At 68.9% G+C, this 12,933-nt stretch carries 13 protein-coding genes; 7 read left to right on the top strand and 6 right to left on the bottom strand.

What is annotated here, in order from left to right; genetic code table 11:
* The first annotated feature begins 427 nt into the window (after positions 1-427).
* From E6J58_06675 to E6J58_06655, 5 genes are all read left to right on the top strand, one after another.
* Positions 428-1,291, top strand: coding sequence for a hypothetical protein (locus E6J58_06675; GenBank protein ID TMB39893.1), 864 nt, complete (start codon positions 428-430; stop codon positions 1,289-1,291).
* On the top strand, positions 1,291-3,114 hold the full coding sequence (locus E6J58_06670) for a GAF domain-containing protein (GenBank protein TMB39892.1): 1,824 nt from the start codon (positions 1,291-1,293) through the stop codon (positions 3,112-3,114). The genes E6J58_06675 and E6J58_06670 overlap by 1 nt, the downstream gene beginning before the upstream one ends.
* Positions 3,115-3,218: 104 nt before the next feature.
* Positions 3,219-3,806, top strand: coding sequence for a hypothetical protein (locus tag E6J58_06665; protein ID TMB39891.1), 588 nt, complete (start codon positions 3,219-3,221; stop codon positions 3,804-3,806).
* Positions 3,803-5,359, top strand: a complete 1,557-nt coding sequence (locus tag E6J58_06660; GenBank protein ID TMB39890.1) for a hypothetical protein — start codon at positions 3,803-3,805, stop codon at positions 5,357-5,359. The genes E6J58_06665 and E6J58_06660 overlap by 4 nt, the downstream gene beginning before the upstream one ends.
* 31 nt (positions 5,360-5,390) lie before the next feature.
* Positions 5,391-5,867, top strand: a complete 477-nt coding sequence (locus E6J58_06655) for a hypothetical protein (GenBank protein TMB39889.1) — start codon at positions 5,391-5,393, stop codon at positions 5,865-5,867.
* Positions 5,868-5,927: 60 nt separating this feature from the next.
* On the opposite strand, the gene E6J58_06650 is transcribed toward E6J58_06655, so the two are convergent.
* Together E6J58_06650 and E6J58_06645 are read right to left on the bottom strand one after the other, a co-directional pair.
* Positions 5,928-6,890, bottom strand: coding sequence for a tetratricopeptide repeat protein (locus E6J58_06650; protein ID TMB39888.1), 963 nt, complete (start codon positions 6,888-6,890; stop codon positions 5,928-5,930).
* 85 nt (positions 6,891-6,975) lie between these two features.
* A complete protein-coding gene (locus E6J58_06645; GenBank protein ID TMB39887.1) occupies positions 6,976-7,644 on the bottom strand; it encodes a porin family protein in 669 nt (222 codons plus the stop codon).
* A 7-nt stretch (positions 7,645-7,651) separates the two neighbouring features.
* On the opposite strand from E6J58_06645, the gene E6J58_06640 reads away from it, so the two are divergent.
* The gene (locus E6J58_06640) at positions 7,652-7,897 is read left to right on the top strand and encodes a hypothetical protein (GenBank protein TMB39886.1); all 246 of its coding nucleotides are present in this window, start codon (positions 7,652-7,654) and stop codon (positions 7,895-7,897) included.
* On the opposite strand, the gene E6J58_06635 is transcribed toward E6J58_06640, so the two are convergent.
* Genes E6J58_06635 through mutL form a run of 3 tightly spaced genes read right to left on the bottom strand, consistent with a single transcriptional unit; the run spans position 7,878 to position 11,370 of the window.
* On the bottom strand, positions 7,878-8,921 hold the full coding sequence (locus tag E6J58_06635) for a hypothetical protein (protein TMB39885.1): 1,044 nt from the start codon (positions 8,919-8,921) through the stop codon (positions 7,878-7,880). The two genes, E6J58_06640 and E6J58_06635, sit on opposite strands and share 20 nt — an antisense overlap.
* Positions 8,918-9,520: a cysteine dioxygenase gene (locus E6J58_06630; GenBank protein ID TMB39884.1), complete on the bottom strand. Its 603-nt coding sequence runs from the start codon at positions 9,518-9,520 to the stop codon at positions 8,918-8,920. Before E6J58_06630 ends, E6J58_06635 begins: the two co-directional genes overlap by 4 nt.
* Before the next feature lie 32 nt (positions 9,521-9,552).
* Positions 9,553-11,370, bottom strand: a complete 1,818-nt coding sequence (mutL, locus tag E6J58_06625; GenBank protein ID TMB39883.1) for a DNA mismatch repair endonuclease MutL — start codon at positions 11,368-11,370, stop codon at positions 9,553-9,555.
* 36 nt (positions 11,371-11,406) lie between these two features.
* On the opposite strand from mutL, the gene E6J58_06620 reads away from it, so the two are divergent.
* Positions 11,407-12,420: an alpha/beta fold hydrolase gene (locus E6J58_06620; protein TMB39882.1), complete on the top strand. Its 1,014-nt coding sequence runs from the start codon at positions 11,407-11,409 to the stop codon at positions 12,418-12,420.
* A 51-nt stretch (positions 12,421-12,471) separates the two neighbouring features.
* Here E6J58_06620 and E6J58_06615 read toward each other — a convergent pair whose 3' ends face one another.
* Complete coding sequence (locus tag E6J58_06615) at positions 12,472-12,909, bottom strand: hypothetical protein (protein ID TMB39881.1); 438 nt, start codon at positions 12,907-12,909, stop codon at positions 12,472-12,474.
* Positions 12,910-12,933 lie beyond the last annotated feature (24 nt).

Below are 12,933 nucleotides of genomic sequence, written 5' to 3'. Positions count from 1 at the left end.
ATGTGAGGCTGCATGTCCGCCAGCACGCGGAGGTCACCGTCGATAAACGTTACCTCGGCGACAGCACCCTCTTCTCCCTCAAGCTCACGCCGGGTCCGCACCGCGTGTTCGTGCGCCACACCTGCTGCGAGGACAACGACCAGCTCCTGACGATCACGAAGAACCAGCCTGGCCAGATGTACAAGCTGGAGTACGGCGCGGCGAAGCCGGCGGAGTTCAAGGTGCTGAATGCACCCCCGGATGCCCGTGTGGTGGTTGACGTCAAGGAGAAGGGATCGGTGCTCGTGGGTACTGCGTCCAATCCGCTCAAGTACACGATGACGCAGCCCTTCGAGACCGCGACGGTGACCATCGGCGATCGCAAGCTGTCCGTCGTCGTGAAAGCCGGTACGGTGAACAAGCTCGACTACGCGCAGGCCACGCCCTGATGATCGCGCTGCTCGCCGTCATCCTCCTCTCGCAAGCGCAGCCTGCGCCGTCGGACGAAGACTCGCGCGCAGCGATCGATGCCATGAACCACGCGCGGGTCACCTTCGAGTACGGCGACTACGCGCAAGCCTCGAAGCTGCTCTCGGCGCTCCTGGAAGCGGGACGCTTCGAGTCGCTACAAATGCGCGCCGAGGCGTACCGTTTGCTCGGGCTCTCCCTCTTCTACCAGGGCCGCAAGGGAGACGCGTACAGCGCCTTCCTCGAATACCTGTACATCAACCCGGACGCGGAGCTCGATCCCTTCTACGTTCCGCCGACGGCGGTCTCCTTCTTCGAGCAGGTGAAGAGGGAAGCGGAGCCGCGCCTCGCCCCGCTGCGGGCGCAGAAGCGCGCGGAGCAGGAAGCACAGAAGAAGGTGGCTGCGGAAGAGGCCGAACGCAGGCGGCAGCGCGAGCTGGAAGAGGAACGCAAGCGCCTCTCGCAGATCTCGCCGTCGATCGAGCGGCGCGTGATCCAGCACGAATTCTGGGTGACGATGATGCCCTTCGGCATCGGCCAGATTCAGAACGGCGACCGGAAGCTGGGCATCTTCCTGGCCACGTCACAGCTCATCGCCGGCGCGGCGAGCGCCGGCAGCGCGCTGCTCATCGAGCAGTTGCGGGACAATGCCACCGGCCGCTTCGACGACCGCGGTCCTGGCAGCACGCCCTACAAGACCGCGGCCCGGCTCAACGTGGTCAAGTGGGTCGGCGCGGCCATCTTCTATGCGCTCTGGGCGGGCGGCGCGATTCACGCCGCCGTGAACTACAAGGGCGAGGAACAGCTCCCGGACCGCCTCCTCCAGCCGGGGCAGGGTCGCTGATGGCGACGCTGGTCGTTCACGCCGAGGGTGTGGCGCCCTCCTTCGTTCCGCTGGTGAAACCGCTCACCACGCTCGCGGCTGCGCCGGACAGCGACGTGCGCGTTCCCGATCTCCGCGGCGTCGTGGCCATCCAGTTCGACGGCGAGTCGTTCATCGCTACGGCGCTGGAGGGCGCCCACCTGGTGGTGAACGGGAAGCGGCGAGGGCAGCACACGCTGGCAGACGGCGACACGATGGAGCTCGGCGGCACGCAGCTGGTCTTCCAGAGCGGCGAACGAATTCAGCCGCCGGTGGCGCTTCGCCGCGATGGCCTTTCCGGTCCGGAGCTGGCGACCTCGCGACTCGCGCAATTCGCGCGGCAGCTCGCGAACGAGCCTGGCGTGGATTCGGCGCTCGCGCGGCTCCTCGACGCGCTGATCGAGGTGGTCCGGGCGGACAAGGGGTTCGTCCTCGTCGTCAACGACGGCATCCCGCAGGTCCTCAAGGCCCGCAACTTCCAGCGCGAGAACGTCGCCGACGCGGTCGAGAGCCTCTCCGACACCATCGTCCGGCGCGTGGTGGAGACGCGCCAGCCGCTGCGGATCGAGGACGCCCTGCACGACTCGCAGTTCAACGCCAGCGAGAGCGTGGTCAATCTCAAGCTGGCCTCGGTGATGTGCCTTCCGCTGGTGATGCGCGGCGAGATGCTCGGCGCCATCTACGTGGGAAACGACAAGCTGACGAATCTGTTCACCGACCGCGAGCTGGAGGTGGCGACCAGCTTCTGCAGCACCGCGGTCCTGCTGGTGGAGCTGGGCCGGCAACTCAATGAGCTGCGCGCGGACAAGAAGGCTCTGCTGGACCGCCTCGACGAGCACGCCTACGGCGACATCATCGGCTCCTGCGACGCCATGCGCGACATCTTCCGCAAGATCGACAAGGTGGCAGGCACCGACATCAGCGTGCTCGTCACCGGCGAGACCGGCACCGGCAAGGAGCTGATCGCGCGCGAGATCCACCGCCGCGGCCCGCGCAAGAACGGCCCGTTCGTGGCCATCAACTGCGGCGCCATTCCCGAGAACCTCCTCGAGAGCGAGCTGTTCGGGCACGCCAAAGGCGCCTTTACCGGAGCGGTCGCGGCGCGGCCTGGCCGCTTCCAGGCCGCCAGCGGCGGCACGCTCTTCCTCGACGAGATCGGCGAGATGCCCGTTGCGCTGCAGGTCAAGCTGCTGCGGGCGCTGCAGGAGCGGGCGGTGACCCGGGTCGGCGAGAACAAGCCGGAGGCGGTGGACATCCGCGTGGTCGCGGCGACCAACAAGGACCTCGACGAGGAGATGAAGGCGGGCCGCTTTCGGGAGGACCTCTACTACCGGATCAACGTCGTCCACCTGCACCTGCCCGCCTTGCGGGACCGCGGCGAGGACGCGGCGATGCTCGCCAAGTGGTTCCTCGGGCGGGCCGTCCGCGAGTTGGGCAGCAAGGTGAAGGGTTTCTCGCCGCAGGCGCTCGTCGCGATCAAGCGCTACCGGTGGCCCGGCAACATCCGCCAGCTGGAGAACCGCATCAAGAAGGCGGTGGTCCTCGCGGATCGGCCGCTGATCAGCCCCGACGACCTGGAGCTGCGGCCCGAGCAGCTCGAGCCCATCCTGCCGCTCGCCGAGGCGCGCGACGAGTGGCAGAAGCGCTACATCAACGAGGTCCTGGAGCGGAACGGCGGGAACCGCACCAAGACCGCGAAAGACCTGGGAGTGGACCCGCGAACCATCTTCCGGCACCTGGAGCGGATGGAGGCGGAGAAGCGCGGCGAGACGCTTCCTCCGGACGATTCGCTGGACGAGCAGTGACAGAAATGTCGCGGAGGGAGCCGTCGTCGCACCCGTTGGCGGCTTGCAGGAGGCCGTTTTTCCGGCGTTTCGCCCGTGGCGCGGCGCTTGCGTCGACATGGGGCGTGCTCGTGTGCGCTCAGGCAGGGTGCCTGATCCCGCAGACGGTCGATGCGATCGTCGCATCGCCGCACGTGCCCCCGCAGATTGGCCCTGAGAACATCCCTGACTACCTCCAGCCCCGCGTGCTCACCCTGTATCAGCAGGGCGCGAGCGACGTGACCTCCTCGCCGCCCTGCCATTGTCAACTGGAGTTCGACCGGATCACGGTGGACGAGCAGGACTCCACGGTGACGCTGGAGGCGCGCTGGTTCGTCGATTACGACACGTCGAATCCACCTTCGACCCGCCCCGCCGCCCCCTCGGAGATCCTTCTGGGGAACTTCGAGGACGTCACGCAGACGAGGCGGGATCTGACCAACGTGTTCAAGTTCGACGCCGCTACCGCCGGTGCCGGCAGCAGCGGCCTGCACGTGGTGGAGCTGGTCATCGCGGAGAACGGCGGATTCGATGACGCGTCGCCGTCCCTGCCGAACCGCGCGATGAAGCAAGGGTACGCGTCAGCGTCCTACAAGTTCGTCATCGACCTCCATCTCGAGCAGATCTCCGGCAACTGTCCATCGACGCCGCCTTCGCTCCGGGTATGCCAGTGAAGCGCGCGCTCCCGCTGGCGGCCGTGCTCGCGGCGTGCTCGCTGCGCGAACCTCGCGTCGGCACCTCGGCGTGCACGAGCAGCGGGCAATGCTCCAGCGCGAATGTCTGCTTCCTCGGCGAATGCCGTCCTCCTGCCGCAAACCTTTCGGTCGTTCGCGTGGAAGTGAGGCCTCCGAACGGCTCGCAATTCGCGGTCCGGACGCAGCAGGTGGACCTGCGCGCCAGCGTCCTCAACGACTTCTCGTTGACGGCGCCGCTCTCCGGAAGCGGAACGGTCACACAGGATGGCAGTGGCGTCGACGGCGGCACGGTCGTCTTCACCGATCATCTGCCGGTGATTCCCGACCGCGTCGAGCAGGTCGTCGCGACCACCGACGCATCCGGCGTCTATCGGCCCCGGGTTCCGCAAGGGGTCTGGGAGGTTCGGGTGCTGCCGCCGGCGCCCCTGCCGCCGCTGCGCGCCGGACCGCTGGACACGACGGCCTCTCCCTCTCTCGATTTCGCCTTGCCGGCAGCAGCCACGCTGACGACGTACCACGGCGGCCTGATCGTGAGCGAAGACGGCGGGCCGGTCCCCGGAGCGAGCGTCACGGCGATCGATTCCGAGGGTGTCGCTCTGTCGGCGACTTCCGTTTCGGACGCCAACGCGGGGTATTCGCTGCTGCTTCCGCCGGACGCGCTGCCGTTCTGGCTGCAGATCGGCCCTGGCATCGATGCCGATGGTGGATCCGTGCAGCCGGCGCTCGATCCGTTTCCCACCTACCCGCCGGTGCCGTATGCGACGACCGTCGCTCTACCGCTCCCCCCGCCGGCAACGCTGACCGTCAGGGTCGTCGACGGCGCCGGCGAGCTCGTTCCATCCGCGCGCATCTACGTCCGCAGCGCAGGGACGGCGTGGACGCTGGCGCGCTCGGTCGTCGCGGACATCGGCGAGGCGGCCATTGCGCTGCGCGAAGGCGACTATTTCGTCCAGGCGGCGCCGCCCACCGACGCCACCTCGCCCGGCGTCTCCGCCTCGAAGCCGGTCACTTTGCCGTTGGCCACCGCCTTCGAGCTCAACTGCCCTGCGAAGCTGCGCCGTCTCGGCCAGATCCTGGGCCCGAATGGCAAGGCCGTCGGCCAGAACTTCCAGATTGTCGCGACGCGGATCGCCGACGGCCTGATCCCCACGCGCGCGGCCAGCACGACGTCCACCGACGCCTTCGGCGTTTTTCGGTTCGTCGGAGATGCAGGAAGCTGGCGGTTCGAGATCGTTCCGCCGCCGGATGTCCGTCTCCCGCGGACCGTCGTCGGCGTCACCCTCTACGCGACTGACGCGCAAGACTCTTCGATGGAGTCCATACGGATGTCGCAACCGCTTCCGGTCGGGGGCGTCGTCACCGGCCGGGTCTCGCCGGGCGGCCCGGACGCCGTGGTGACCAACGCGATGGTCAGCTTCTTCTCCCTCGATTCCAGCGCGCACAGCGTCCTGCTCGGCAGCGCGCGGACGGACTCGCTGGGCCATTACGACGTCGTGCTTCCGGACGTCGCGCAGCCCGTCGTCGGGCCTTGAACGGTCCGCGCTCCCAAGCTAGACCCTGCGGGTGCCGCGCGACCCTGCGCTGAAGCCGTATCGCATCGCGATGTACTGCGCTTACGGGGCCGTTTGCTCCGTTCTCTTCCTGCAACTCATCCGCAGCGTGGTCGGCGACCTCTATGGCCACAGGCGCGAGGCTACGGCGCAGCAGAACCCCACCGCCTGCCTCGACGACGTGGAGCGGCTGTATGCGCAGATCTCGGCCCGCGCGGTGCAACCGGCGCCCGGCGGGCTCGAGGGCGGCGCCTTGGCACGCGAGTGGGATGCGTGGGCGCGGCGGTGGGAGGACGACCTCGACAGCGTCAGCCAGCGCTGCCGCCTCGACTCGAGCGGCGACGCGGCAGCGCGGGCGCTATCGGACGCGCTGGACGGGATCGAGGAGTTGAGGCGGCTCCTCTCGCGCTCGGGAGCGGACGCCGCGGAGGAAGCGCGCAAGGTGAAGGAAGCCTTGGCGCAGGCAAGGCGCGAGTTGAAAGGGCGGTAGTGCCGGCTGCCGAAGCGGGCGTCAGATGGTTCAGCCGGTGAACCGGCTCTTGCGCGATCGTTACGGCTTGGGCGCCGCCGCCGTGGCCGGCGGGGTGCCGAGTGGGGCGGTCGCTGCCGCCAGCTTGCGCAGGCGGTTCCGGATCTGCGTGGCGAACTCGCTGCCGGGATAGAGTGAAAGCGCGCGCTCGTAGACTTCGCGGGCGCGGGTCCCGTTCCCGACCTCCTCATACGCCTGGCCGAGCAGCAACCCCGCGTACTGCGCCGTCTTGGTACCGCCGGTGCTCTTGAGGAACGCCTCCAGCGGGTGGAGCGCGCCTTGGTACTCCTTGGTCTGGATGCGCGCGCTGCCCAGGTGGTACCAGATCATGCCGTCGTTCACCTTGGGCTCGAGCTCGACGTAGCGCCCGAGGTCCTGGGAAGCCGCTTTCCAGTCCTGCCGCCGGAAGGCCGACTCCCCCGAGCTGCGCGCGGCCTCTGCCAGCTGCCGCTTCATGCCCGCGGCGCGATCGTCGATGGCCCGGGCCTCCAGGGCGGACATCTGCCCGCGGTCGAGGTGCATGGCTTGCGTCATCGCCTGGTTGAGACCGGCGCCTTCCTTCTCGCTGGCGAGGAGCTCGTAGACCCGGAGCGCCTTGTCGGACGCCTCGCGCCGCGTCTGGTCGGCGGCCTTGATCCTCTCCGCGTCCTTCTGCAGCGCGGCGGCGCGCGCCTCGTTGGCCTGCGCGTCGCTGCGAGCGGTGCGAACTTCGGCGTTCGCGTAGGCGATGGCGCCGGCGCCGGCGATGACGGCGAAGCCGATGTAGGCAGTGACGCTGGTCATCCAATGACGCTTCTCCTGCTCTTCATGCTTGCGCCCCATCTGCTTGAGCTCGGCATGGAGGTTCTTCAGCAGGTTGTCGGTCTTGATGACCAGGTTTCGCGCCTCGATCAGTTCCTTGCGCAGCGTGGAGAGGTCGCCGTCGCGGCCGGCGGATTCCACATGAGGGGGCACGCTGCGGGTAGAGCTGGTCTCATCGGTCATCGGCATCTGGCTCCCTGAACGCTTGGGCTCCGGCGGAGCATCCCATGGAGGAGACTTCGGCGCACGTGTCTTTTGCGCGTTGCTGCTATGGGGCGGTCGGCTTTCCTTTGTCATCCGGCTCGAGGAAATGGAACATCAGGCCGATCGAGAGGAGGTTGCCGCCGACGTTGAGGCGCTCCTTGCTCTGGGGATCGACCTGCGCGCTGGCCAGCGTGTACCTTTCCTCGATCACCGCCGCGAGCGCGCCGGCGATCTGCAGGCGCAGTCCGAGGGCGACGTATCCGGCTGTCGAGTTCGCCTCGTTGTCGACGCCGGCGCGCGAACCGGTGTTCAGCGAGTACCCGATGCCGCCGCCCCCGTAGAACGTGAAGCTCCGGCCCTTCACCAGGGCAGTATCCAGCGCGAGCAGGATAGGAATGCTCCGGACCTGGAGGTCGCCACCGGCGATGCGGTAGCGGTCGGTGAGGTATCCGAGCTCGATCTTGAAGTGCAGCTCTTCGTCGTACTGGTACCCGAAGGAGACCATCCCGCCGGGCTGCACCAGCCTGTGCGTAGCGCCCTGCTCGGTCAGGTACGCGGAGTTGCCCGGAACGAGCGCGCGGGCGCCGCCGGACAGGGTGATGCTCCCTTCGCCTTTCTCCGGGACCGCGGCAGCGGCGGACGTGGCGGCCAGGAGCGCTGCCAGGGTGAGACGCATCTGCGGTAAGATACAGAAGTTCGACCTGTTCTCCATTTTCATTTCGTGTGCATTCATTTCGCCGATGGCCTCCGCACCCGCGACTGGCTTCTATTTCGACCCGATCGGCGAGCGCCTCGCGCTGCTGCTGGAGGGCGCGGCGTTCCCTTCCGACGGGGAGTGGGCGTATGTAGGCGACCCCGTCGAGATGGCGCCCGACGTCGCGCGCCTCGAAGTCGCCACGCGCTGGCCGGGAATCGACCCGGAGGCCCTGGAAGTCGAGTTCCATGTCGACTTCGAGCGCGCGCTGGCTACTTCGCGGAACCGGTGAGCTGCTCGAACGCGGCGCTGCCGCGCAGCGACTTGAGGTCTTCGTCCTGACGCGCGTGCGAGGCGAGGTCGCCGTCGAGACGCAGGGCCGCGCGCAAGTGGTCGATGGCGGCGGGCGCGTCCCCGAGGCGCGCCAGCGCGCAGGCATAGTTGTATTGGCCCTCTGCGAGGTCGGGCGCGCGCACCACCAGCTCCGCCAGCGTCTCCGCCGCCTCCCGGACGTGGTTTTCCGCGAGCTGCATCACGCCGACCGCCCGCAGCGCGAGGTGGCGCTGCTCGGGCGTGAGATCGCGCTCCGAGCGCAGGGCGAGCTTCCCGTGCGGGAGAGCGCGTGCGTAGGCCTGCTGGCCCATCTCGAATCCAGCCATCAGGGCGCCGAAGTGGGCCTTCGCGTTGTCTGGCTCGCGGCTGGTCAGGGTCTCGAAGCGCTCCAGCGCCGATCCGGGATCGCGCCGTTCGAGAAAGCCCATGCCGGCGAGAAGGTCGACCTCGCGCTGGCGATCGGCGGGCAGCGGCAGCACGTGGAAGGTCTTCGCGGCGGTCTCGAAGGTCTTGCCGGCGAACGGATCGTCCTTCGGACCAGTCACGTAGAGGACCAGGCAATCGGCATTGCGGGCGAAGAATGCCCACCGGTTTCGCACCGGCGCGGAAGAGGCGCCGGTGGTGAAGCTCCAGGTGACCATCCCTTCGTCCGAGGACGCCTCGTCCCGCGGCGCATCCGGCGCCGTCGCAGGACGATCGGCCGGAGGATCCTTCTTCGACGCCAGGCGGGTCCGTGCATAGTCGCGGCACTGCTGCGGCGAGCCGGGCTTTGCCAGCGGGAACGAGCTGACTTCCGTCTCCACGCCGGACACCGATCGCGCCGTTCCTTCGCGGGTGACCTGCCACGTATCCGGAGCGGCGGGCAGCGAATAGCGCACGCCGTGGACGGCATCCTGCACCTCGAGCCCCGACCGGGCGTCCTTGCCGGAAGAGTTGTGGGCGCAAGCCGCGAGCGCCAGCGCGATCGGCGCCAAGCGCCTCACTGCATCTGCTCCGGCGGACCGCCCACGAGCTCGCCTCCGACGGAGTGGTACCGCAGGCGCATTTCGCGCGCGGTGCGGGCCACGGGATCGTACGCGATGCAGGTGTCATACGGCCGGGAATAGACGTGCAGGCTGACGGCGCGCTCGTCGAAGGGGTTGGAGACGCGGTGGATGCCGTTCTCTCCCTGCTGGAGATCGAGGACGCCTTCCGGCGCGCGAGGGATGCCGCCGTTCGGCAGCAGGCGAATGCCCTCGCCCGGGCCGGGGCCGTCGAGGCTCTTGAAGTTCTCCAGCCGGAGTGCGCCTCGCTGGATCGAAAGCCAGCAGAGCTGCCCGGAATGGTTGTGGATGGGGCTCTGGGTCTGGGGCTCCCAGCAAAGGGCGACGAGCTCGAAGATCTCGTCGCGATAGATCAGGTTGCGGGTGTACCGGCGGGGCGAGAAATGCAGATACGGCTGCAGCGTGGCCGGATCGAGCAGAAGGCCGCGCAGGCGCGCGCACACCTCTCCGGGCTGGAACCGGGCGGGCGGCACCCGCCGGAGCGTGTCGACGATTCCCTCGACGGCAACCTGCATGGACGGCTCCTTTTGCCCCATCATAATGCGCACCGCGGCGTAGCGGGCGTCCCATTTCAGACGGCTTCGGGCGGCGCCGCGTGTGCGTGCGAGGCGTAGTCACGCCCGAAGCGACGCTCGATCTCTGCCTCCGTCCATTCCGCCACGACCGGCCTGCCGTGGGCGCAGCGCGCCCCGTAATCCGTCTCGTCCAGCGCGTCGAGCAGCGCCTGCGCTTCCGGAGCGGTGAGGGCGTCGTGCGCGCGGACGCTGCCGTGGCAGGCGGCGCGTGCGAGAAGCGCGTCGCGCAGGCGCTCGAGCGAGTCGCCGCGCCCCCGAGCAGCCAGCTCGTCGGCGAGATCGGTCAAAAGCGCGCCGAGCGCGGTCTCGTCCAGCTTCGCCAGCGGCGGCGGCAGCGTCTTCACCACCGCACTGGTCCCGCCGAAGGGCTCCAGCTCGACGCCGATCGAGGCGAGCATCTCGACTGCTTCCGCGACGCGGGCCGCTGCCGACGCGGTCAGCTCTACCACTTGCGGCACGAGCAGCGGCTGCAGCGCAGCCCTTGCAGCTCCGCCGCGCAGGCGCTGGTAATTCATCCGCTCGTGCGCGGCGTGCTGATCGATGAGCACCAACCCCTGCGGACCCTCGCAGACCAGGTAGGTGCGGTGGAGCTGGCCCAGATAGCGGAGCCCGCCGAAGTACCGCGGCCGGGTGACGAGCTCGGGGTGCCGCTCGCCTCCGGCTACCGGCGCGGCCGCCTGCGAAGGAGGCATCCACCACGTCGCCGGCATCCGGGCGCCGTACCGCTCCATCGCTTCGGCGACGCGGTCGGCCGGATGGCCCAACGGGTAGACCCGCGCCGGCGCAATTGCCGCCGCGGTGCCTTGGCGGCGCGGCATCCAGTCACCGCGCGCCAGGATTCCGGTCAGCCCTTCGTAGATCGCCTCCCAGGCCGCCTTCGCGTCGGCGAGGCGCACCTCTGCCTTCGCCGGATGGACGTTGACGTCCACCTCCGCCGGCGGCACCTCGAGAAAGACGATGGCGCCAGGGTAGCGGCCATGGGGCATCAGCTCGCCGTACGCCCGCAGCACCGCGTGGGTCAGCGAGCGATCGCGGACGGCGCGCCCGTTCACGAACAGCCAGACGTTTCGCGCACTGCCGTACTCGACCGCGGGGGAGACCGCGAGACCCTGCGCCCGGATCGTGCGCGCTTGTCCGGTGAAGGGAACGAGCCGGTCCCGCACTTCGCGCCCGAGCGCCTCCTCCGCGCGCGCCGCGAGCACATCGGCGCCGGCGTAAAGCTGCGCGAGACCGCGGTCGCCCTCGCGGACGAAAAACGTCACGGCGGGTCTGGGCAGGGCAAGCCGGAGGACGGCGTCGACGCACTGCGCCTGCTCCGCAGGCGCTTTCTTCAGGAACTTGCGGCGCGCGGGCACGTTCCAGAAGAGGTCCCTCACTTCCACCGTGGTCCCCGCGGGCGCGCCCGCGTCGGACACGCTGGGATCCGAGCCGCCGTCCACCTCGATGCGAGTTCCCCTCAGCGCGCCGGGCTCGCAAGTGAGCAGCGAGAACCGGCTCACCGCGGCCATGCTCGGGAGCGCTTCCCCGCGAAAACCGTAGCTGGCGATGGCGAACAGATCGTCCTTGCTGCGCAGCTTGCTGGTCGCGTGGCGTTGCAGGCTCAAGGCGGCGTCTTCGCGGCCCATCCCGGAGCCGTCGTCGCGCACCCGGATCAGGCGCCGCCCGCCATCCTGGAGGTCGACCTCGATCCGGCTGGCGCCCGCATCGAGTGCATTCTCCACCAGTTCCTTTACGACTGCCGCCGGACGCTCGATCACCTCGCCGGCGGCGATCTGGTTCGCGAGGTTGGCATCGAGCAGGTGGATGCGCGGCACGGTGCGCACAGTAACAGGGCGTGGCAGGCTGCGCCCATGCTTGCGTTGCTGGCGGTGGCACTCGCGGTCAGCGAGGGTGACTTCGTCGTGCGGGAGTTCCACTTCGCCTCTGGAGAGACGCTCCCGGAGCTGCGGCTACACTACCGCACCCTGGGGACGCCGGGCTCGCCGGCGGTGCTCGTCCTGCACGGGACGACCGGCAGCGGCGCCCAGTTCCTCGGAGACTCCTTCGCCGGCGCGCTCTTCGGGCCCGGCCAACTGCTGGACGCGGCAAAGCACTTCATCATCCTTCCGGATGGTATCGGCCACGGAGGGTCGTCGAAGCCGAGCGACGCGCTGCGCGCGCGCTTTCCACACTACGGCTATGCCGACATGGTGGAGGCGCAGCGCCGCCTGCTGGTGGAGAAGCTGGGCGTCAGCCATCTGCGGCTGATCGTCGGCACGTCGATGGGCTGCATGCATTCGTGGCTCTGGGCGGAAACCCAGCCGAAGTTCATGGACGCTGCGCTCGCGCTGGCGTGCCTGCCGGTGCAGATCGCCGGGCGCAATCGCGTGCTGCGGAAGCTGGCGGCGGACGCGATCCGGCAGGATCCCGCCTGGAACGGCGGCGAGTATCGGCAGCAGCCGCTGGCGGGCCTGCGCGGCGCCCTCGAGGTCCTCTTCTTCATGGGAAGCGCTGCGGTTCCGCTCCAGTCGCAGGCTGCTTCGCGCGACGCGGCGGACAGATTCGCCGACGAATGGATGGCGAAGCGGCTGGCGACCACCGACGCAAACGACTTCCTCTACGCCTTCGAAGCGTCGCGCGATTACGACCCGTCGGCGGGCCTGGAAAGGATCGATACGGCGGTGACGGCCATCAACTCGGCCGACGACGAGGTGAATCCACCGGAGCTGGGCATCCTGGAGCGGGAGATCCGGCGCGTGCGTCGAGGCAAGGCGATCGTGTTGCCGATCGGGCCGCAGACCCGGGGCCACGGCACGCACACCAACGCGGCTGCCTGGAAGGACCATCTCGCCGAGCTGCTCCAGCGCTCGGGGCAGCGACCTTAGGCACAGCCTCAAGCAATAGCCGCACAGCCGCACCTTGCGGTGCGGCAGCGGCTAGAGGGATTCAAGGAAGGCCAGCAGCGCGCGCCGGTCGAAGGCGGACAAGCGCTCGAATTTCAGTCGAGCCGCCCTCGCCTGCCCGTCATGGCCGCGAATCGCCTGGGCGACGGTGTGCGCGCGACCGTCGTGGAGGAGTTGCGTCTGCGAGCGCAGGCCCCAGAGCGGCTGCGTCCGCATCAGCCTTCCGGTCGCGCGATTCTGGGTGATCCCATCGCCGAGGGAGCCCATGTCGTGGAGGAGGAAGTCGGAGAACGGGTGGTAGAGAACTTCGTTCAGCGCCTTCACCGCGTTCGGCCCTGTGCGCAGCGTCTGCGTGTGGCAATCGAGACATCCGATGGCCGCTGCCACGCGGTTGCCGTGGTCGGTGACGAAGCTCTGCGCTCCCCGCGGAGGCGGGGCGAGGAAGGTCATGAAGTCGGCGAGCTTTTCCACCCCTTCGCCATCGTCGTTGAGCGT

Source organism: Deltaproteobacteria bacterium (assembly GCA_005879535.1).
Lineage (GTDB): Bacteria > Myxococcota > Myxococcia > Myxococcales > 40CM-4-68-19 > 40CM-4-68-19.
The sequence above is the reverse complement of the archived record's forward strand: the minus strand, read 5'-3'. Positions and strand labels throughout refer to the sequence as shown.

What these genes read in the sequence shown, in the direction of transcription:
- E6J58_06640 (TMB39886.1), top strand. Translation starts at nt 7,652, where the DNA reads ATGGCCTCCGCACCCGCGACTGGCTTCTATTTCGACCCGATCGGCGAG.
- E6J58_06630 (TMB39884.1), bottom strand. Translation starts at nt 9,520, where the DNA reads ATGATGGGGCAAAAGGAGCCGTCCATGCAGGTTGCCGTCGAGGGAATC.
- E6J58_06675 (TMB39893.1), top strand. Translation starts at nt 428, where the DNA reads ATGATCGCGCTGCTCGCCGTCATCCTCCTCTCGCAAGCGCAGCCTGCG.
- E6J58_06670 (TMB39892.1), top strand. Translation starts at nt 1,291, where the DNA reads ATGGCGACGCTGGTCGTTCACGCCGAGGGTGTGGCGCCCTCCTTCGTT.
- E6J58_06620 (TMB39882.1), top strand. Translation starts at nt 11,407, where the DNA reads ATGCTTGCGTTGCTGGCGGTGGCACTCGCGGTCAGCGAGGGTGACTTC.
- E6J58_06650 (TMB39888.1), bottom strand. Translation starts at nt 6,890, where the DNA reads ATGACCGATGAGACCAGCTCTACCCGCAGCGTGCCCCCTCATGTGGAA.
- E6J58_06645 (TMB39887.1), bottom strand. Translation starts at nt 7,644, where the DNA reads ATGAATGCACACGAAATGAAAATGGAGAACAGGTCGAACTTCTGTATC.